This is a genomic window from Pseudomonas sp. CFII64 (assembly GCF_000416235.1).
In the GTDB taxonomy this organism is placed as follows: Bacteria; Pseudomonadota; Gammaproteobacteria; order Pseudomonadales; family Pseudomonadaceae; genus Aquipseudomonas.
Window position 1 is genome coordinate 129,446 of record NZ_ATLO01000012.1, and the last position, 20,730, is coordinate 150,175.

Annotated in this window: 18 protein-coding genes and 1 pseudogene; 5 read left to right on the forward strand and 14 right to left on the reverse strand. The window is 60.6% G+C overall.

Going from position 1 to position 20,730, the window contains the following annotated elements; translation table 11 throughout:
* Positions 1-33: 33 nt before the first annotated feature.
* The 5 genes from CFII64_RS08140 to mgrA all read right to left on the reverse strand — a co-directional run bounded on the left by CFII64_RS08140 (position 34) and on the right by mgrA (position 5,406).
* Positions 34-1,269, reverse strand: coding sequence for an alpha-hydroxy acid oxidase (locus CFII64_RS08140; protein WP_084488248.1), 1,236 nt, complete (start codon positions 1,267-1,269; stop codon positions 34-36).
* Positions 1,270-1,600: 331 nt separating this feature from the next.
* The gene (tauC, locus tag CFII64_RS08145; RefSeq protein ID WP_020290314.1) at positions 1,601-2,437 is read right to left on the reverse strand and encodes a taurine ABC transporter permease TauC; all 837 of its coding nucleotides are present in this window, start codon (positions 2,435-2,437) and stop codon (positions 1,601-1,603) included.
* Positions 2,434-3,225, reverse strand: coding sequence for a taurine ABC transporter ATP-binding subunit (tauB, locus tag CFII64_RS08150; protein WP_020290315.1), 792 nt, complete (start codon positions 3,223-3,225; stop codon positions 2,434-2,436). The genes tauC and tauB overlap by 4 nt, the downstream gene beginning before the upstream one ends.
* A 26-nt stretch (positions 3,226-3,251) precedes the next feature.
* Complete coding sequence (gene tauA, locus CFII64_RS08155) at positions 3,252-4,229, reverse strand: taurine ABC transporter substrate-binding protein (RefSeq protein WP_020290316.1); 978 nt, start codon at positions 4,227-4,229, stop codon at positions 3,252-3,254.
* 139 nt (positions 4,230-4,368) lie between these two features.
* Entirely contained in the window at positions 4,369-5,406 is a 1,038-nt protein-coding gene (gene mgrA, locus CFII64_RS08160) for an L-glyceraldehyde 3-phosphate reductase (RefSeq protein ID WP_020290317.1), read from the reverse strand.
* Between the two features lie 377 nt (positions 5,407-5,783).
* Between mgrA and CFII64_RS08165 the strand changes: the two genes are divergently transcribed.
* The 3 genes from CFII64_RS08165 (at position 5,784) to CFII64_RS08175 (ending at position 7,817) form a co-directional block, all read left to right on the forward strand.
* Positions 5,784-6,602: an energy transducer TonB gene (locus CFII64_RS08165; RefSeq protein ID WP_020290318.1), complete on the forward strand. Its 819-nt coding sequence runs from the start codon at positions 5,784-5,786 to the stop codon at positions 6,600-6,602.
* A gap of 86 nt (positions 6,603-6,688) precedes the next feature.
* Positions 6,689-7,414: a MotA/TolQ/ExbB proton channel family protein gene (locus CFII64_RS08170; RefSeq protein WP_020290319.1), complete on the forward strand. Its 726-nt coding sequence runs from the start codon at positions 6,689-6,691 to the stop codon at positions 7,412-7,414.
* A gap of 1 nt (position 7,415) precedes the next feature.
* Positions 7,416-7,817 carry a biopolymer transporter ExbD gene (locus CFII64_RS08175; RefSeq protein WP_020290320.1) on the forward strand — a complete coding sequence of 134 codons (402 nt, stop codon included), beginning with the start codon at positions 7,416-7,418 and terminating at the stop codon, positions 7,815-7,817.
* Positions 7,818-7,929: 112 nt separating this feature from the next.
* Here CFII64_RS08175 and CFII64_RS08180 read toward each other — a convergent pair whose 3' ends face one another.
* From CFII64_RS08180 to CFII64_RS08190, 3 genes are read right to left on the reverse strand one after another with little or no spacing between them, the layout of a single operon-like run.
* Positions 7,930-9,339, reverse strand: a complete 1,410-nt coding sequence (locus CFII64_RS08180) for an efflux transporter outer membrane subunit (RefSeq protein WP_020290321.1) — start codon at positions 9,337-9,339, stop codon at positions 7,930-7,932.
* Position 9,340: 1 nt separating this feature from the next.
* Positions 9,341-10,372 (reverse strand): HlyD family secretion protein, encoded by a 1,032-nt coding sequence (locus tag CFII64_RS08185; RefSeq protein ID WP_020290322.1) that lies wholly within the window; start codon positions 10,370-10,372, stop codon positions 9,341-9,343.
* Positions 10,369-11,937, reverse strand: coding sequence for an MFS transporter (locus tag CFII64_RS08190; protein ID WP_371106426.1), 1,569 nt, complete (start codon positions 11,935-11,937; stop codon positions 10,369-10,371). The genes CFII64_RS08185 and CFII64_RS08190 overlap by 4 nt, the downstream gene beginning before the upstream one ends.
* 41 nt (positions 11,938-11,978) lie before the next feature.
* On the opposite strand from CFII64_RS08190, the gene CFII64_RS08195 reads away from it, so the two are divergent.
* A complete protein-coding gene (locus tag CFII64_RS08195; RefSeq protein WP_020290324.1) occupies positions 11,979-12,737 on the forward strand; it encodes an IclR family transcriptional regulator in 759 nt (252 codons plus the stop codon).
* 248 nt (positions 12,738-12,985) lie between these two features.
* On the forward strand, positions 12,986-14,146 hold the full coding sequence (locus tag CFII64_RS08200) for a DUF1624 domain-containing protein (protein WP_020290325.1): 1,161 nt from the start codon (positions 12,986-12,988) through the stop codon (positions 14,144-14,146).
* 40 nt (positions 14,147-14,186) lie between these two features.
* Here the strand turns inward: CFII64_RS08200 and CFII64_RS08205 are convergent, their stop codons facing one another.
* The 6 genes and pseudogenes from CFII64_RS08205 to CFII64_RS08225 all read right to left on the reverse strand — a co-directional run bounded on the left by CFII64_RS08205 (position 14,187) and on the right by CFII64_RS08225 (position 20,727).
* On the reverse strand, positions 14,187-14,915 hold the full coding sequence (locus CFII64_RS08205; RefSeq protein WP_020290326.1) for a DUF4198 domain-containing protein: 729 nt from the start codon (positions 14,913-14,915) through the stop codon (positions 14,187-14,189).
* 18 nt (positions 14,916-14,933) lie between these two features.
* On the reverse strand, positions 14,934-17,048 hold the full coding sequence (locus tag CFII64_RS08210) for a TonB-dependent siderophore receptor (protein ID WP_020290327.1): 2,115 nt from the start codon (positions 17,046-17,048) through the stop codon (positions 14,934-14,936).
* 131 nt (positions 17,049-17,179) lie between these two features.
* Positions 17,180-17,947, reverse strand: coding sequence for a methyl-accepting chemotaxis protein (locus CFII64_RS30490; protein ID WP_371106427.1), 768 nt, complete (start codon positions 17,945-17,947; stop codon positions 17,180-17,182).
* Positions 17,948-18,037: 90 nt separating this feature from the next.
* A pseudogene (locus CFII64_RS30495) lies at positions 18,038-19,126 on the reverse strand (cache domain-containing protein); the annotation flags it as partial.
* Between the two features lie 173 nt (positions 19,127-19,299).
* Entirely contained in the window at positions 19,300-20,073 is a 774-nt protein-coding gene (locus CFII64_RS08220) for an IclR family transcriptional regulator (RefSeq protein ID WP_020290329.1), read from the reverse strand.
* A 66-nt stretch (positions 20,074-20,139) separates the two neighbouring features.
* Positions 20,140-20,727 (reverse strand): sarcosine oxidase subunit gamma, encoded by a 588-nt coding sequence (locus tag CFII64_RS08225; RefSeq protein WP_020290330.1) that lies wholly within the window; start codon positions 20,725-20,727, stop codon positions 20,140-20,142.
* Positions 20,728-20,730: the final 3 nt, after the last annotated feature.

Here is a 20,730-nt window from a genome sequence, read left to right on the forward strand (position 1 = left end):
ATCTTCTAAGGTAATTATAAAAAAGTTGCATGGTTATCCTAGCGGTTCGAAGCCCGATTGAGGTTTGCGCAGCAGCTGCGTCGGACCCAGCTCCGCCACCGAGCACACGCCGAGCATGGCCATGTCGCGGGACACTTCGTTGGCGAGCAGATCGATGGCGTGGGCAATTCCTTGCTGGCCGGCCACCGCACCGGCGAAGGCGAACGGGCGACCGACGAAGACAAACCTGGCCCCCAGCGCCAGGGCCTTGAGCACATCGGTGCCGCGCCGGACACCGCTGTCGAGCATCACCGGGACATTCGGACAGGCCTTGACGATGCCGGGCAACACATGCAGCGGAGCGACCGCGCCGTCCAGCTGTCGGCCGCCATGGTTGGAAACGATGATCCCGTCGGCGCCGTACTCGCAGGCTTTGATCGCGTCGTCTTTGTGCAGAATCCCCTTGATCACCAGCGTACCGGGCCAAAGGCTGCGAACCCGTTGCAGATGCGCCCAGTTCAGATGACCGCGATTGGCAAAGGTCCGGCCAACGGTCGAGGACATGATCGGTGCGCTGCGGTGGGCATAGTTGTTTTCGAAATGCGGCATGCCGTGCTTGAGCAGGGTTTTAAAGAACGTGCCGAACAGCCATCGCGGATGGGTGATGCCGTCCCAGGCCAGCCGAATGCCTGGCCGCAATGGCGTGGAGAAACCGGCGCGCAGGTTGTTCTCGCGATTGGCCTGAACCGGCGTGTCGACGGTAATCACCAACGTCTTGAAACCCGCCGTCTGCGCCCGTTGCACCAGCGCGATGATATCCGGCTCGTCTCCCGGCAGATAAGCCTGGAACCAGGCCTGCGGATTGGCGTTGACGACGTCCTCCAGCGGGATCAAGGACGAGCCGCTCATGATCATCGGGATGTTCGCCTCGGCGGCGGCCTGGGTCAGGATCAGATCGCCGCGATAGGCGTACAGCGCGCTGATGCCCATGGGCGCGATGCCAAAAGGCGAGTTGAACGTCTGGCCAAACAGCTCCGTGGTCTGGCTGCGTCGAGAGATGTCCACCAGCGAGCGGGTGACAAACGCATAATCGGTGAACGCCTCGCGGTTCCAGGCCAGCGACTGATTGTCTTCGGCGGCGCCCGCCACATAACCAAAGATGGGTCGTGGCAGATGTTTTTCAGCGGCGGCTTCAAAATCGTCCAGGCGCAGCAGCGGTTTCAATCGGCGAGCCTTGGCGGACGTTGGGCGGGGACGTTGTTCTACATCGGCTGCTGGGGACAGTTGCATGCGGTTCTCGTCAGTGGTCAAGAGTGGGATCTCAGGCGGGGCGCTATGGGGTGGATCTCAGTTGCCGACCTTAATCCGTTCAGGTCGGGACACCGCCCAGAATAGTCGCGCGATGCATGACTCGCCGCTGCGGGCGGTAGTCGTCAATCCGCCACTCATCTGCGCGCCAAGGGCCGGGGTGATGGGGGAGATGTGCAGGGTCATGGGAATGTTCGAATCGATTGAAATAATACAATCCTTATAGGAGCCAACTAGTTGGCGAGGCGGTGTGTCAGGCACGCCACTTCGCGAACAAGTTCGCTCCTACTTGCTGAGGTTTCCTCTGCTGAAATCAATGACTCTGCCCATGCCACGGCACCAGCTTGCGTTGCAGCGCGCGCAGGCCCATTTCCATGGCGAAGGCGATGAGGGCGATCACCAGAATGCCCAGCAGCACCACATCGGTGACCAGAAATTGCGCGGCCGATTGCACCATGAAGCCCAGCCCGCTGGTGGCGGCGATCATTTCGGCGGCGACCAGCGTCGACCAGCCGACACCCAGGCCGATACGCACGCCCGTGAGGATTTCCGGCAGGGCGCTGGGCAGGATGACGTGGCGAATCAATTGCCAGCGCGTTGCACCGAGGGATTGCGCGGCGCGCAGTTTGGTCGGGTCCACGGTGCGCACACCGGTGGCGGTAGAAATCGCGATGGGCGCGAAAATCGCCAGGTAAATCAGCAACACTTTGGAAAACTCGCCAATGCCACACCAGATCACGATCAAAGGCAGGTAGGCGAGCGGCGGAATCGGTCGATAGAACTCGATCAACGGGTCGAAAATACCCCGGGCAATACGGTTATGACCGATGGCGATGCCGACCGGAATCGCCATCAACACGGCAATCCCCAATGCCAGGCCGATGCGTTGCAGGCTGGCGCCCAAGTGCTGCCACAGCGTCGAATCCATGTAGCCTTTGGTCATCAGCAACCAGCCTTTTTCCAGCACGGCCGAAGGCGGCGGCAGAAACAGCGGGTCGATCCATTGACCCGCCGTGGCGGCCCACCAGGCAGTCAGCAACACGATCAGGGTCAGCACGCTGATTGAGCGGGTACTCAGTTGCCAGGGCAGGGCAGGAGCCGCAGGGTCGGCGGTTTTGCTCGTCGGGTTGCTCAATTCATAGCTTTTCATCCGCGTTGCTCCCGAGTGATGCCTCGTTGGGAAAACACGGTGGCGAGCACATGTTCACGGGTGTCGATAAAGCGCGGATCGGATTTGATCGCCCGCGCCGATTCGCCCGCCGCATACCGTTGGCCGAAATCCAGTTGCAGGCGTTCGGCGATGTGTCCGGGATTGGGCGCCAGCAGGATCAGGTCGGTGGCGAGGAACACTGCTTCTTCGATGTCGTGAGTAATCAGGAACACAGGTTTGGCGGTGCGTTGCCAGACTTGCAGCAGCAACTCTTGCATCTGTTCCCGGGTGAAGGCGTCCAGCGCGCCGAACGGTTCATCCATCAGCAAGACCCGAGGATCCGCCGCCAACGCTCGCGCCAGGCCAACGCGCTGTTTCTGGCCACCGGACAGCTGCCAGATGCGCCGCTGGTCAAACCCGGCCAGATCCACCAGCGCCAGCATTTCCCGCGCTTTGGCTTCGCGCGCGGTGCGCGGCAGGCCTGCCAGTTCCAGGCCGAAGGCGACGTTGGTCAGCACGTCCTGCCATGGCAGCAGCGCATCGTCCTGGAACACCACGCCGCGCTCGGCACTCGGGCCGTTTACGGCGACGCCGTCCAGGGTGATCTGGCCGGCGCTGGGGCTGACGAAGCCTGCAATCAAGTTGAGCAACGAGGTCTTGCCGCTGCCCGAAGGGCCGAGGGCGACCAGTAGCTGCTGCGGCCCCAGACTCAGGGAAATGTCCGCCAGCACCGGTTCGGTCGCACCGGGATACTGTGCGCTGATGCGCTCCAGTTTGAGCAAAGCCATCGTCGATTCTCCTCTAATGGCTTTGCTTACTGGGTGACGAATCTGGCGCTGACGTAGGGTGCGTAGTCGGCCAATACCGCGTCGACCTTGCCTTGTTCCTTGAGGAACGCTGCCGTCTTGGTCACCGCCTCAATGGTCGGCGCGCCGAGCAATGCGGCTTGATCTGCGGCCAGCGGATACACATTGCCTTGCAGCAGCGCGGGCACATCCGAAGCCTTGGCGCCGGACAGCTTCACGACTTTGTCGACGTTACTGCTGTTCGCCAGCCAGGCGACCGGGTCTTTGCGGTAACTGGCGTAGGCGTCCAGCGTCACCTTGGCGAAGGCCTTGACGATTTCCGGGTGCTTGTCGGCAAAATCCTTGCGCACGATCCAGGCGTCGAACGTTGGCGCGCCGACCTTGGCCAGTTCGCCGGAGGTGATCAGCACTTTGCCGGTTTCCTTGGCGACGCCCAACGCTGGGTCCCAGACGTAAGTCGCGTCGATATCACCGCGTTTCCAGGCGGCGGCAATCGCGGGCGGCGCGAGGTTGAGAATGGTGACTTTCGCCGGATCGATGTTCCAGTGCTTGAGCGCTGCCAGCAGGCTGTAGTGGCCTGTGGACACGAAGGGCACGGCGATTTTCTTGCCGATCAGGTCTTGCGGCGAATTGATCCCGGAACCATTGCGAGCCACCAATGCTTCAGCGGCGCCGATCTGGGTCGCGATCAAAAAAGTTTCCACCGGCAGCTTGCGCGTTGCGGCGGCGGTCAGCGGGCTGGAGCCGAGGTAACCAATCTGCACGTCACCCGACGCGATGGCGGTAATCACATCCGCGCCATTCTCGAATTTGCGCCAGGCAATCTTTGAGTCGGTGGCTTTTTCATAAGCGCTGTCGGCCTGGGCGACTTTGGCCGGGTCGACGGTTGTCTGGTAGGCAACGGTGAAGTCCGCCGCCTGAGCCAGATATGAAGCGCCAGTCAAAGACAGGGCCACCAGCAGGCGAATGGAAAAGTGCAGTTTCATCATGAAGCTCCGAATCAGGCGGGCCGAGGACTGGCTGAAGCAAAGACTAAATGATCTAAGAAACTGTAAATAAATAACTAATTCGCATTAGCTTATGAGCGAATTGCCTGACTCGCTCATGCTTTTCAGCTGGATTATTTCACTGTGCGGACGAAGGCTTTTCCCACAGATTGATGCCGCCTTCCACCGCAAACCGGTCGATCTCGGCCAGTTCTTCCGGGCTGAAATCGAGGTTTTTCAGTGCCTCGACGTTCTCGACGATTTGTTCCGGCCGACTCGCACCAATCAACGCCGAGGTCACGCGTGGATCGCGCAAGGTCCAGGCCAGGGCCATTTGTGCCAGGCTCTGGCCGCGACGTTTGGCGATGTCATTGAGCGCCAGGACGTGCTCAAGGTTTTCCTCCGACAAGTGCGCCGCCTGCAACGAGCCTCCGCCCGGACGATTGATCCGCGCGTTCTCGGGAATGCCGTTCAGGTATTTGTCGGTGAGCAAGCCCTGGGCCAGCGCCGTGAAGGCAATTACGCCCGCGCCGAGTTCTTCGGTGGCGTCCAGCAGGTCTTTTTCGATCCAGCGATTGAGCAGGTTGTAGGCCGGTTGATGGATCAACAGCGGCACTTTCCATTCCTTGAGCAGCGCCGCCATCTCTCGGGTCTTGCTGCCGGAATAGGAAGACAGGCCAATGTATAGCGCCTTGCCTTGCTGAACTGCCGTGGCCAGCGCGCTGGCGGTTTCTTCCAGCGGCGTATGCGGATCGAATCGATGTGAATAAAAGATATCCACGTAATCCAGGCCCATGCGCTGCAGGCTTTGATCAAGGCTGGCCAGCACGTATTTGCGCGATCCGCCACCCTGCCCATAAGGCCCCGGCCACATGTCCCAGCCGGCTTTGGTGGAAATGATCAGTTCGTCGCGATAGCGGGCGAAATCTTCGCGCAACAGACGCCCGAAATTGACCTCGGCGCTGCCATACGGCGGGCCATAGTTGTTGGCGAGGTCGAAGTGATTGATGCCCAGATCAAACGCCGTGCGCAACATGGCGCGTTGCGTGTCGATGGGCGTGCTGTCGCCAAAGTTGTGCCACAACCCCAGGGACAATGCCGGCAGGACCAGGCCACTGCGACCGGTGCGGCGGTAGGGAATGATGTCGTAACGATTTTCCGCTGCGATGTAAGTCATGACGTGTCTCCTTGAGTCAGGTTGGACGGCTGCGGGTGGAAGCGATGTGGCGATTGGAAGCTGCAGTTGGGGATTCACCCCCAAACATAGCATCTTCGACGATACGAAATCGGCGCGATCCAGTGGGACCGGATTTATCCGGGAAGGGGCCTGCTCAGGCACCCGCTTCGTGGCGGTTGATGCGTGCTTGGCGAATGAATTCGCTCCCGAAAATCCATCCAGCCTGAAAGGTTTTATGCAATAACCGAATAACTATCGTCGAAAATATTCTTTTAAGAGATAAGGCGTCTCGTGGATTATTCACTCCAGACGCCGTCGCAGAGCCATCGCTCAACGTTGCGTCGTGAAACTCATTCCAGGACGTGCAGGAGTAAATGATGGGCAATGTCCAAACCGCCAATGCGCATGAAGCGCTATGGCGTCCGGCACCGGGCGGTGCGCTGCTCGATCTGGGACGGATCTATCGTGGGCCGTTGGCGCTGTCACGCCTGCACACCACGCCGAAACGGATCCTGAGCCGTCGCGAAGCGGTGTTGCTCGGGGTATTTGCCATTGTGCTGCATGGTGCGGTGATTTACTGGGTCAACCAGAATCCGCCGGCTGTGCTGCCCGTGGTGCCGCCAGAAATCCCGCCAATGACCATCGAATTTTCCCAGCCGGCACCGCCGGTGGTGGAAACGCCGCCGCCGCCTCCCGAGCCGGTCGTGCAGCCGGTGGTCGAGGAGCCACCGCCGCCGGTCGAGGATGAGCTGGCAGTGAAACCGCCACCGCCCAAGCCGATTCCCAAGCCCAAGCCGGTCGTCAAACCCGTGGTGAAACCGGTCGCCAAACCTGTTGAACAGCCGCCCGTTCCGGCCGCACCGCCACAGCCGGTTGCAGCCCCAGCGCCTCCGGCACCGCCTGCACCGAAACCGGTGACCCCGGCTTCGGCCAGCGCCGGTTACCTTAAAAACCCGGCCCCGGAATACCCGGCGCTGGCCATGCGGCGTGGCTGGGAAGGCACTGTGTTATTGCGCGTGCACGTGCTGGCCAGCGGCAAACCCGGTGAAATCCAGATTCAGAAAAGCAGCGGACGCGATCAACTCGACGACGCAGCATTGGCCGCAGTGAAACGCTGGAGTTTCGTGCCGGCCAAGCAGGGCGATGTCGCCCAGGACGGTTGGGTCAGCGTGCCCATCGATTTCAAGATCCGTTAAATCCCGTGTTCGTTTGAATTCGCGAGCTACCTGAACCAAAGGCGCATCGCTACACCACACATGCCTTGTTCAGAGAGAGTCTTGCCATGAACCTACTTGCTTCCCCCTTCGAATCCATCGAACACGCGGTCATCTGGCTGCTGGTGATTTTCTCCGTCGCCACCTGGGGGCTGGCCCTGCTCAAGGGCGTGCAGTTCACCCGCCTGAAAGTTCAGGATCGTAAATTCCACAAGCAATTCTGGGCCGCATCGAGCCTGGATTCAGCCGCGCAACTGGCTCATGAGCAACCGGGCGCCGCTGCCCGCGTGGCTTTGGCCGGATACGCGGCGATTCAGGTGCCGGACAACGCCCACGCTGCCGATCTGAGCCAGGCCATCAATCATCAGGACCGCCTGGAACGCGCCTTGCGCCAGCAGATCGTGCGGGAGCGACGCTCGCTGGAAACCGGTCTGGCGATCCTGGCCAGTATCGGCAGCACGTCGCCGTTTATCGGTCTGTTCGGTACGGTGTGGGGCATCATGTCCGCGCTCAAGGGCATCAGTGCTGCGGGTTCGGCGAGTCTGGAAACCGTGGCCGGTCCTATTGGTGCGGCATTGGTCGCCACTGGCGTGGGGATCGCCGTCGCGGTGCCGGCGGTGCTGGTTTACAACTACTTCCTGCGTCGTCTGAAACTGACCGCCGCCGACCTCGATGACTTCGCCCACGACTTCTACAGCCTGGCGCAGAAGAATGCCTTCCGCGTATTGCTGCATCCGGTGCTGAACAAGTCCGGCGCAACCGTGGCCGGGCAGAAAGTGAAGGAGGCGTCCTGATATGGCCTTTTCCACCCAGGACAGCGATGAAGTGCTGAGCGAAATCAACGTCACGCCGTTGGTGGACGTGATGCTGGTGCTGCTGGTGGTGTTCATCGTGACTGCGCCGCTGTTGACCAACTCGATCCCGATCAACCTGCCGAAAACCGAATCGGTCGCGCCGGTCGAACAGAAAGACCCGCTGGTGGTGAGCATTGACGGGCAGGGCAAGCTGTTCATCAACAAGGATGAAATTCAGCCCAACCTGCTGGAGATCAACCTGGCCAGCGCCAAGGCGAAAAACCCCGACGTGCGCGTGCAGTTGCAGGCTGACGACGGCGTGAACTACGGCGAAGTGGCGCGGGCCATGGCTTCGATCGAGCGAGCCGGGATTACCAAACTGTCGGTGATCACCGCCAAGTGAGGGTTTGAACCGCACTACAGAACACTGCGTTTTTACAGGCTGATCCTTTGGCATGAGGGCAGCCTGTTTTTTTATTCATGACATTTACCGGAATCTGTTGGAGCGAGGCTTCTCAACCCTTCGGCCAACCCCCGCCCAGCGCCCGATACAACCGAACCCGGTCGATGGCCGCAGCCGTGGCGCTGTCCACCAATGCGCTTTCGGTCTCCAGCAGCGCGCGTTGCACGCCGAGCACGTTGATAAAGTCCGCCGCGCCTTGGGTGTAGCGGTCCCGGGCAGTGCTCAGGGCGATATTGTTCTGGCTGACGGCTTCGCGCAACGCGGTGTACCTTTGCTTTTCGGCGGCGTAGTCGGTCACCGCGTTATCCACCTCATGCCACGCACCAAGCACCACGCGTTGGTAGTTGATGGCGGCTTCCTGTTCCTGTTGTTTGCGCAGCTCCAGGGTGCCGGTCAGCCGACCGCCTTGAAAAATCGGCAGGTACAGACTTGGACCGAACGACCATTGGCGCGAATTCCAGGCACCGAGATCCGAGCCGTCCAGCGCTTGCGAACCCAAGGTCGCACCGAGGCTGACCCGAGGATAGAAGTCGGCCTGCGCCACGCCAATCGCAGCAGTGGCCCGGTGCAAGGCGGCTTCGCTTTGCTGGATGTCCGGGCGTCGCTGCGCCAGTTCTGACGGCAGCCCCAGCGGTACGTCCGGGGCCGGATGGGGAATGCTTTTGGGCTCGATCAATTCGGCATTCAGCGCACGCGGCGGCTCGGCGAGCAGGTAACTCAGCGCATTGATCAAGCGGTCCTGTTCGGCACCCAGGGCCGGGATCACCGCTTCAATGGTCGCCACTTGCGCGGCGGCGTTGGACGTGTCGAGGTTGGTGGTAACGCCATTCTCGAAACGGGCTTGAGTCAGCTGTCGGCTTTGCCGGGCGATTTCCAGGTTTTGCCGCGCCACGCCAAGTTTCGCCTGCACGCCGCGCAAACGGATGTAGTCGGTGGCGGTTTCGGCGGCGATGCTCAATAGCACGCCGTCACGCTGAGCCTGAGTCAGCTGGATTTCGGCATCGGCGGCTTCGATGTTGCGCCGCACATGGCCCCACAAATCGATTTCCCAGCTGGCGTCCAACGTGCTGCTCCATAGCTCGAACGGCGCCTGGCCTTGTTCACCGGATGGATCATTCAGGCCTTCGGCGCTGTTACGCGCGCGACGATAGCTGCCGTTGGCGCTGACGCCAAGCAATTGCTGGCTGCCGGTGACCTGGCGCATGACGCGACTCTGCTCAAGGCGATTACTCGCCCCGCGCACGTCAAGATTGGCTTTGGCAGCACGCTCGATCAACGAGGTCAGTTGCGCGTCGCCCAGCTGCTGCCACCATTGGCTGTCGGCGGGGCTGCCCGGCGCTGCGCCAGTGTGCGGCGCCGCTTGCCAGGTTGCTGGCAACTGCGCGTCGGGTCGCTGAAAGTCCGGCCCGACGCTGCAAGCACCGAGGCTGAGCATTGCCAGAAACAGCAGGCTTTGTTTCATCTCAATGCCCCTGCGCCGTGTCGATTCGGGCGATCACCGACATGCCGATGCGCAGCTTGTCCAGATCCGGCTGGTCGGCGTCGAAGCGGATTTTTACCGGCAGGCGTTGGGTGACTTTGGTGAAATTGCCCGTGGCGTTATCCGGCGCAATCAACGAGAACGACTGGCCGGTGGCCGGGGCGATGCTGTCGATATAGCCGGTGAAGGCATGATCGGGGTAGCTGTCAACGCTCAGCTCGACCTTCTGCTGCGGCAGCATGTGGGCCAGCTGGGTTTCGCGAAAGTTGGCGATCACGAAAGCGTCTTGCAGCGGAACGATGGCCATCAACGCCTGCCCTTGCGAAACGTAAGCGCCCACCCGGACCGAGCGCTGGCCGACCATGCCATCCTGCGGCGCGGTGATCCGGGTGTAGGACAGGTTCAACTGCGCCTGCTGCAACGCCGCCTGATCCTTGGCCAAAGCGGCCTTGGCAACTTCGAGCTGCGCCTTGAGCACATCCAGGCTTTTTGTTGCCGCCACGCGGGAAGCTTCATCCCGGTCGCGGCCTGCTTGCCAGCCGAGCAACTCGGCGTCGGCTTTCTGCCGTTCCTGTTGCGTGCCAGCACCCGCGTTGGACAGGTTCAGGTAGCGCCGGGCGTTTTCCTGGGCGAACTTCAGCGATGCCGAGGTCGCGCGGGTGGTTGCCGATGCTTGATCGATAACTGCTGCCTGACGCTCGATGCTGGCCTTGAGATTGAGAATCTGCGCCGAAGCCGCCTGGACATTGGCCGTCGCCGATGCCTGGGCAGCCAGCAGATCGGCACTGTCGATTTCGGCCAGCAACTGGCCTGCCTTGACGAGCTGGTTGTCCTCTACGGCAACCTTGACGATCTGCCCGGACAGGCGTGGTGACACCAGCACCGAGTCGGCGCGGATATAGGCATCGTCGGTGTGCTCGACCGTCCCGCCGCTTATCAGGCGATAGCCGACATAAGCCGCGCAGACGACGATCGTGATGCCGATCAGAGAGAGGGCGGTTCTATGCTGTTTCATGTCGGTACCGGAGGTTGCGGTGGATAGGCGCGTTTGGGAAGGGTCAGCAGGATGAGCAGCAAAACGCTGATGACAGCGAGCACGGCCAGGAAGGCATCGCTGAAACTCAAGACATAGGCTTGTTCGCGAACCTGTCGCGCCAGAGCCGAAGTGACTTGCGCGGTTTGCATGGGGTCAAGGGTCTGCACTCGCGAAGCAACGCCGTCGAGCAGGACATTGGAGTGAAAGTGCTCGCGATGGGTGACGAAGTTTTCCAGCGCGGACGCGGCCATCACCGATGATAAGCCGCGCAGGGTGTTGACCATCGACGAGGCGAACGGGCCTTCGACGGGTTGAATCACGCTGGTGGCATTCATCAGCAACGGTACGACGACCAGGGGCTGACCGATGGTGTGCAGCATCTGCAGCAGGTAAAAGTCATCGCGAATCCACTCGCTGGTAATCAACGAGCCGCCCAGGCAGGCGATGGTCAGCAGCACCAGTCCGGCGGCGATCACGTAGCGTGAATCGACCCAGCTGCGATTGATCAGCAGCGCCACCAACGGCGCAACCACCAGTTGCGGAAGCGCAATGATCAGCGCCGTCGGCATGGTTTGCAGCGGCCGGTAGCCCTGAATTTGCGTCAGGTACGAGGCGGGAATGCCGCTGCCAGCCATGGCGACAAACAGGAACAGGATCAGCGTGATCAGCCCGTACGCGAAGTTGCGACGCTGCAGCAGCTGCAATTTGAACAGCGGCAGTGGGTGGAACCATTCGTTGAGCAGGAACAGCGGGATGCAGATGGCGGCGCCGAGCAGCAGGGCCGTGATCAGTGGCGAGTTCAACCAGTCCAGACGTTCGCCCTGGGTCAAGGCAATCACCAGCATCGAGAGGCCTGCCACACCCAGCAGCATGCCGCGCCAATCCGCCTGGCGGAATCGCTCCAGACGGAGCGGGTCCTGGGGCAAGCCATAGGCGATCAAGGCCGCGCCGAGCAGTCCGCTGGGAATGATTTGCCAGAACACCATGCGCCAGTCGGCACCTTCTGCCCATAAAGCGGCCAACGGCATCGCCAGATTGGGGCCGAAGGTCGCGGTCAGCGCGTACGCTGACAGGCCATAAAGCTTGATATGCCAAGGCAAGAATCGCAGGGCGGCGGTCATCAGCAATGGGGGCAGGGCGCCGCCCGCCAGTCCTTGCAGCAGGCGCAGACTGACCAGGCTTTCCAGATTGGGCGCGAAGGGAATGACCGCGCCGAACAGGGTAAAGGCGAAGGTCATGACAATCGCGAAGCGCCGCAGGGAAAACGTTACCGCGAACCACGGCGCGATCAGCATGGCCGATACTTCGGCAGCGGCGTAGACCGAGCTGATCCAGGTGCCTTGGTCATGGCCCAGGCCGTACACGCCGAGAATATCGGCCAGGGATATTTCAGTGACCCGGTCGTTGATACCGGACGTGAGCGCAGCAATCAGCACGCCCAGCAAGCCCAGCGCGAGGCGAGTGGTAAAAGGCGCAGGAACGGGCGGGGAAGAGGGCGCGGACACGTAAAATCCTGCTAAGGTAATATGAGATAAACCTACAATGTGGTACACCGTACCAATCAGTGGTACATAAGGCAAGGCGCATGATGACAATTTCAGATACAGATCGCGGTGGGGTGCAGGTCATTTCCAGGGCGGCAGCCATTCTTCGCTGTCTGGAAGGGGAGCCTGGGGGCCTGAGCCTGGGGGAAATCGCCAAGCGGTGCGACTTGCCCCGTTCAACTGTCCAGCGTTTGGTGGACGCTCTGGCGCTGGAAGAGTTGCTGGAAATTCATGGGAGGGGCGGGGTTTGCCTGGGGCCTGCCTTGATGCGTCTGGCGTCCCACAGTCATGTGGATATCGTCCAGCGATCCCGGCCATATCTAGAAGCACTGGCTGCCGAAACCGGGGAATCCACGTTGCTGGCCAGCGCTACCGGCGCCGAGCTGCTGATTCTGCATGCGGTGGTGTCGAGCCAGACATTGCGGGTTTCCCCGGTACCGGGGGGCTTTTTGAATATCTATGGCGTCGGCGGTGGCAAAACCCTGCTGGCGACGATGGACGATGAAGCAGTGATCAAGCTGCTCGGGCGGAAAATCAAACCCTTGACCCCCAACACGTTGACCTTGCCTGATTTGCTCAAGCAGTTGGAGCAGATTCGCAGCAACGGACTTGCCTTTGGTAATGAAGAACACACGCTGGGCGTGGCGTCGGTCGCGGTGAGCCTGCAAACGCCGCAGGGTTACTACTCCATCGACGTGGCAGGCCCTGCATGGCGCATCAGACAGGCCCGAAAAGACATCGAAAAAGCACTGCTCAAATGCCGGGATGAGCTGCTGAGCGGGTTGCGGTCTATTGATTGATGCAATGCTCCCGTTGGGGCGAGGCTTGCTCGCGAAGAACGATGACGCCGTGTTCTTGGTGACCCTGGGTGTCTGATTCGCGAGCAAGCTCGCTCCCACAGAATAGGGCGAGCCAGCGGGGGCTCATTGTTAATGTTGTTGATATAACATAACATTTATCGGTGTTTCCTTAAGATCGCGTGCAGCGCTTCGTCTTACTGATATCCACCAGCTGGCGCTGCAATGAATTCCCTGACCCTGAGTGCTCCATGACGACCCCTATCCCGAAGCCGTTGGTGTCCACGCGCCTGCAGTCCATCGATGCATTACGTGGCTTGATTATCCTGTTCATGTTGCTCGATCACGTGCGGGAAACGTTCCTGCTGCATTTGCAGGTTTCCGATCCGATGGACGTGACCAGCACGCCGCCGGATTTGTTTCTGAGCCGCACCCTGGCGCATTTGTGTGCGCCGCTGTTCATCTTTCTCACCGGCTTGTCGGCGTTTTTGTATGGCGAGCGCCACGACAAGGCCGGAGTCTCCGGTTTCCTGTTCAAGCGTGGCCTGTTCCTGATTGTGCTGGAGTTCACCCTGGTGAATTTCGCCTGGACCTTCCAGTTTCCACCGACCTCCATCTATCTGCAGGTCATCTGGGCGATTGGCCTGAGCATGGTCGCGCTGGCGGTCCTGATCGTCCTGCCGCGCTGGGCGCTGGTGACCTTGGGTCTGGTGATCATTGCCGGGCATAACCTGCTTGATTCCCTGCACTTCGATAAAGATTCGGCCATGTACGTGCCTTGGGCGATCCTGCATGATCGCGGCTGGCTGCAACCGTTGGAAGGCTTGCGACTGCGCACGTCCTACCCGGTGCTGCCGTGGATCGGGGTGATTGCTCTGGGTTACGCGGCCGGACCGTGGTTTGCGTCGGGTGCCGATGCGGGCACGCGTCAGCGCAAACTGGTCGCCTGCGGATTGGGCGCGCTTGCGCTGTTCTTCGTGCTGCGTCTGATCAATGGTTATGGCGAGAAGCCGTGGGTATCCGGCGAGACCGGTGTGCAGACCGTGATGAGCTTTTTCAACATCACCAAATACCCGCCATCGCTGGTATTCCTGAGCCTGACGCTGGGGCTGGGCCTGTTGTTGCTGGTCTGGTTTGAGCGTGCGGCGGGGCGCGGCTGGATGAAGCCGCTGCTGGTGTTTGGTGCCGCGCCGATGTTCTTTTATCTGCTGCACCTGTATGTGCTGAAGATTCTGTACCTGATCGCCACGGCAATCTGGGGCGCCAACAAGGGCGATTATTTCGGCTTTGATTCGGTCGGCGCGGTGTGGCTGTGTTCGGTATTGCTGGCGGTCGGATTGTTCCCTGCGGTACGCGCCTTCGCGAGTTTCAAGGCGCGACGTAAGGATATTGTCTGGTTGAAGTATTTCTAACCCACAAAGCTGGCAGCAAGTGCTGCCAGCTTTTCCCTGCTTACTCGTGATGCGCCTCACCGAGGAAGGTCAACGAAGTAAACAGGCCTTGCTCGTCAATATCGGTGTTGTCCTTCACCGGCACCACGGTCTCGGCAGCAATGATATTCAATCCCTCATTACGCACCACTACCGAAGCCTTGCCTTCAGCGTCAGTGGTTGCACTCACCACATCGGGCTGGCTGCGATAGTCGCCGATCAGCTTGATCCCAGCCGCAGGCTTGCCGTTGAGCAGGACCTGCACCGGCAGCGCCTTGCCCGGCCCGACCTTCAGTGGATCGACCTGCGGGATGATCACCAGCTTCAGGCGTTCCAGCGAGGGCAGCTTTGTTCCGGGTTGATAAATCGCCAGGCTGTACTTGAACGTCTGCAATGCAGTGACGGCACCGGGCACTTCGGTGCGGCCTTTGTTGACCCACTTCTTGTCGGCGGTCTGCGACCACATCCCATTGTTCAGCGCCACGGCCATCATCGCAGGATGGCTCAACGGCTGGAGGCGGGCGTGATCGGCCAGACGCTCGACGGTGACCGGAATCATCTTGCCGCTCATGTCATACGCCCAGGCACCGCTGACTTTCTGCGCCTTGAACGCGCTGTCCTCGGCACCATGGCCATAAACCACTTCAATGTTGCCGCGCCGTTCTTCGGTCCACAGACCGTGGGCCTGGGCCTGGCTGAGGGACAAAGCGCCAAACAGGCTCAGGGTCAGGATTGTTTTTGTGTAGGGCATGGGTGATTCCTTGCAGGATCAGAGGCTGAGGGAAAGGCTGACGGTCAAGTTGCGCGGCTCACCGGGGTTGACCCAGTAATTGCTGTAAGAGCGCTCGTAGTATTTTTCGTCGAACAGGTTGTTGAGGTTCAGGCCGACGGTGACGTTATCGGTGGCCTTGTAGTGCGCGAGCAAATCAACGGTGTGGTACGCCGGTAACTCGAAGCTCCCGCCTGATTCGCCCGAGCGGTCGCCCACATACGTCAATGCCGCGCCCAGATCCGAGCCCTTGAGCGCGCCGTTCTGGAACTCGTAGACGCCGAGCAGGCTGCCGCTGCGTTTGGCCACCCCGAGAATCCGGCTGCCGGCGGGGATCGCCTTATCGCCCTTGGTCACTTCGGCGTCGATCCAGGCAAACGCCCCAATGACCCGGATCGCCTCGCTCAGCTGGCCGTTGAATTGCAGATCGACACCCTGGCTGCGCGCTTTGCCCATGGCCCGGCTGCTGTCGCTGGCCGGATCAAGGGCCAGGACGTTTTCTTTCTCGATATGAAAGGCGGCGAGGGTGGCGCTCAGGCGCTCGTCAAACCATTCGGTCTTGATCCCGAGTTCGTAGCCGACGCCTTCTTCGGGTTTGAAAGTCTTGCCTGTCGCGTCCAGCCCGTTATTGGGTTTGAACGACGTCGAGGCGTTGGCGAATACGCCCAGTTCAGGGGTGAGCTGATAAAGGAGACCCGCGCGGTAGGTGAGCTCGTCATGGCGCTGCTGGCTGGCGGCGTTTTTCGTGAAGTCGTCGATCTGCTGATCGAAATGCTCGAAGCGCGCACCCACCATGCCGCGCAGGCGCTCGGTAAAGACGATCTGATCCTGGAGGTTCAGGGCCTGGCTTTTGACATGCTCATAAAAGTCGGTGCCCGAGCGCACGCCATTGGGCTTGGCCTGACCGTAAACCGGTTGATAGATGTCGATGGCATACGGGCTGCCGGCGATGGCCGTGACGCGTTCGTTCTTGCGATAGTTCTCGTATTCGGTGCCGATCAACAGCTGATGTTGCCAACTGCCGACGTCAACCAGCCCGCGCAGCTCCAGTTGCGTGATGCTGTCGTGCCAATTCATGTCCCGCTCGCGATAGCGCCGGGACAGGGTATGGCCATCGGCGTTCAACGGACGATTTTCCGAGGCAAAACCGGACAGTTCACCCTGCTTGTAATGACTGGCCAGGCGCAGCGACCAGACATCATTAAGGCGATGCTCCAGCGCGGCCTGAATCATGTTGTTGTCGTTATCGATATCGCCGTCATTGGGTTCGCCGAAGAAGCTGCGACGGGAAACGCCGCTCCATTTATTGTTTGGCGCAACGATGCCCCGGTCGAAGGTCGAACTGTGGCGGACGAACTCGGTTTCCACCGACAGATGCGTGTCCGGATCCAGCTGCCAGCTGAAAGTCGGTGCGACAAAAACCCGTTTGCTCTCTACGTGATCGCGGAAGCTGTTGTTGTCTTCTACGGCGAGATTGACCCGGGACAGCAAGGTTTTCTCATCATTGAGCGGGGCGTTGACGTCCAGCGCGGTGCGATAGCGATCCCAGCTCCCGGCGCTGGTTTGCAACGTGGTGAAGGCATCGGCCTGCGGTTTTTTGCTGACAATGTTAACGGTGCCGCCGGGATCGCCTCGCCCGTAGAGACTGGCGGCCGGACCTTTGAGGACTTCGATGCGCTCGACATTGGCCGCGTCCGGCGTGCTCGGGTAGCCGCGATTGGCGCTGAAACCGTCCTTGTAGAACTCCGACGTCGTGAACCCGCGGATGCTGTATTCATACAGCGTCAAGCCGCCGAAGTTATTCTGCTTCGACACGCCGCCGGCATAGTCCAGCGCCCGCTCCACGTTGTTGCTGCCCAGATCCTGCAGCACACGAGCGGGGATCACGCTGATGGACTGCGGGATATCTTTGATCGCGGTGTCGGTTTTTGTCGCACTGGCCGAGCGGGTTGCACGATAGCCGCTGACGGGGCCTGTGGCTAACTCGTAAGCGGTGTCGGCATTGACGGTTATCGCATCAAGTTCGAACGGCTGCGGTGTTTGATTGGCGAAGCTGACATCGGCCATGAGGCCAAAAGCGAGGCCTGCGAAGGAGACCTTTTTGCGGGGAGGCATGTCTGATGTTCCTGATAGATTCGTTACAGTATAACGTTTCTATCAAGAATGACTTTCAACAATAAATTCGGCCAGATGTTACCGGATGTTGCGGCAGATTGAAGTCGATGACTTCGATCTGCCGCTGCGCATCAGGTGCGGAAACGCTTGACCAGCGCATCCAGTTCGCTGGACAGCACTGCGAGGCTCTTCGAGTCGTTGCGGGCCGCTTCGGCCAGATCGGCAACCAGCTGCGCATCGCCATGAATCTGGCTGATGTGCCGATTGATGTCTTCAGCCACATGGTGCTGTTCTTCGGCAGCCGTAGCGATCTGGGTATTCATGTCGCGGATCACGTCCACCGATTCGCGAATCTGCCCGAAACTGTTGCGCGCCTGGCCGATTTTCTCCACCGATTGCTGGGAAACGCTGAGGCTGGCGTGCATCTGTTGCGTGACCGAAGAGGTGCGACGGGCCAATGTGCCCAGCAGGTTATCGATTTCGGCCGTGGAGTCGGCGGTGCGCTTGGCGAGGGCGCGCACTTCATCGGCCACCACCGCAAAGCCGCGACCTTGTTCGCCTGCGCGAGCGGCTTCGATGGCGGCGTTGAGCGCCAGCAGGTTGGTTTGCTCGGCGATGGAGCGAATGGTGTCCAGGATCGACTGGATGGCGGTGCTGTCTTTTTCCAGCTGCACCATGGCGGTGGCTGATTGCGACAATTCGGCACTCAGTTTATCGACGCTGCTCACCGCATCGTCGATCTGGCGCTGGCCTTCGCGGGCCTGACGCTGGCCGCTGTCGGCAGATTCGGCAGCCTGGCTGCAGGAGCGGGCCACTTCATTGGCGGTCGCAACCATTTCGTGGAACGCGGTGGACACCATGTCCACAGCCTCACGTTGCCGGTCGGCCGCTTCGGCCATGTCGTGTGACACGCGCGTCGAGCTGGTGGAGGTGTCGAGGATTTTTGTCGCCGCCAGCCCGATATGCTGGATCAGGCTGCGAATGGCGGTCAGGAACTGATTGAACCAGTTGGCCAGTTGCGCGGTTTCGTCATTGCCGCGCACCGCCAGGTTTTTGGTCAGGTCGCCTTCACCTTGGGCGATGCCTTCGAGGCCGCTGGCCACGCTGCGGATCGGACGCACGATCAGCGACGCGAAGCTGGCGCCGACCAGGGCGAAAATCACCGCCAGTACAGCCGCGATTACCGCAATCAGCCAGGTCAGGCGAGTGGCCGAACTCATGACCTCATCCTGCTTGATCAGGCCAATGAAGTTCCAGCCCAGTTGCTCTGAAGGAAACACGTTGGCCATGTAGCGCTCGCCATCGAGCTCAACTTCTACCAGCCCGCTGCTGACTTTCGCCAGTTCGGCGTAGCCAGCACCCAGTTCGCCGATTTTCTTGAAGTTATGCTCGGGCTTGCGCGGGTCGACCAGGATGTTGCCGCTCTTTTCCAGGAGCATCAGGTAGCCGCTTTCGCCGAGTTTGATCTGCTTGACGATGCTGGTCAGTTGCTTGAGCGTCACGTCAATGCCGACCACGCCACCGGGGTTGCCCAGTGCATTGTTGATGGTGCGTCCGGTATTGACCATGACCGCGTCGTCAGCCGCCCAATAGTAGGCGTCGCTGCGCACGACCTTGCCGGGATTGGCCAGCGCTGCCTTGTACCAAGGGCGCACGCGTGGGTCGTAATCGCCGAACTTCTGACCTTCCGGCCATGGCACATAAGTGCCGTTGGCCAGACCGTAGGAAATGTACGAGTAAGAGGGATGGCTGACGCCCAAACGATTGAACAGCGCGATGATGCTCTTGTCCGTTTCAGACTCTGGCGCACTCTGCTGATCCGCAGTCATGAAGCTCTTGAGGCCATTACCCGCACCTGTCAGCAGCGGATTGGCGACCAGGTACTCGACGTTCTGGCTGATCCCGTCGAAAAACAGCTGCATGGCATTGGCGACCTGCCGGATTTCTCGGCCACTGCTGTCGACGAAGCCATCTGCGGCATCGTTGCGCAGGTTGACAATGACGATGCTGGCGACCACGACGATCGGCAAGCAAGCGATGACGGCGAACGCCCAGGTCAGTTTCTGTTTGATATTCATCCGAACTCCAGAGAGCTGCTGACCTAAAACCCCAGTACCGCTGGTGTTGATCGTGCAGGCACGCAAATAACGCAAAAATTAGTCATATGGTATACCGCTATCGGCGTCATCCCGGGGTTCTTGAAGGGGGTTCGCAGAGCAGGTCGCTGGCAGGCATGAGATGCCTGTTCGCGTCAGCCCGGGTAACCCAGTTCGCGGCTGATTCGCGCCCTGCATTCGAGCAACAGCCGCTGGAAATGGTCTTGTGCGCCTTCGGGGTCCATGACTGCATCGGGGCCGGAGAGGTTGATGGCGGCGACCACCTGAGCGTTGTGATCCTTGACCGACGTGGCAATCGCGGTGGAGTAATCGGAGCGGTGCAGTACCCAGCCACGATTGCGGTCGGCGGCGATCAGGCTTTGCAGTTCCGGCAAGGTGCGCGGGGCGGGGGCCGGGTAATCATCCAGGCGCACATGCTGATAAAGCTGAGCCAGCGCGGTTTCGTTCAGGGCGGTGAGCAGCATGCGGCCCATGGCGGTGCAGTGGCAGGCGATGCGGGTGCCGACGGGAATATTCACCGACAGCCGTTGCGCAGCGAAGGCGCGGAACAGATACAGACTGTCGGTCTGCTCGCGAATGCTCAGGTGGCAGGACAGCGATGTGCGATCACGCAACAGGTTCAGGTGCGGCATCGCCACTTCGACGATGTCGCGGCTGGCCAGATAACTGAAACCATCGCTGATCACCCGTGCACCCAGCTCATAGTGGGTATTGAGTTTGTTGAGGTAACCCATGTTGGTCAGGGTAAACAGAATCCGGTAAACCGCCGAGGTGCTGACGCCAAGGCGTTCGGCGATTTCATTGATGCTCAGCGTGCGGGTCCGGGCGTTGAACATGCCCAGCACGCTCAAGCCCCGAGCCAGGGCCGGGACGCTGTAGTCGGTGTCTTTTTCCGGGGTTTCGAGCATGATTGATTCCAATTATTGTTCGCGAGCGCCCCACCATTGAACTGAAATGCTCCAACTTATCCGTATTTACGCCACACCCAGCTCCAGCAACTTGCCGTCAAACTCGCCCATGGCATCCAGCAGCGCGCCTTTGAAGTAGTCGAGGGACGCGCGGTCGCAGAGAATCTGAAACGCGGGGAGTTCTGCCGATCCCAGGTTGATCACGATCACATTGATCCGCGCTGCCGACGTCTGCGCCACGGCGCCGGGGGCGAAGGCTTGCGGGCGCAGGTCGACGCCGCAGAGCTTGGCCATGACCTCGGACACATGCAGCCCGCTCAATTGCAGCCACGCATGGCTGTCCTGCCGAGGCAGCAGGTAGTTGGCGCTGTGATCCAGTTCCCAGCGCGCTTCTTCATCGGCAATGCGCTGGCCGCGATCCTCAAGGCTGCCCAGAATCAGGTATTCGGTCTGCGACAATCGCGCCACATGGCTGCCGTCGGCCTGGGTCACGGCCCGGTTCGGCGCATCCGGCAGGAAGAATCCACGCGTGCCGAGGTATTCGGCGCTCTGCTGGCCGCGAAAGCCGACGCGCGGCACGTCGGTCAAATCGATCAAGGCGCAGGGTTGAAGCGGGCTGAGCCCGATGTGACGTTCGGCTTGCAGGCTGGACATGGC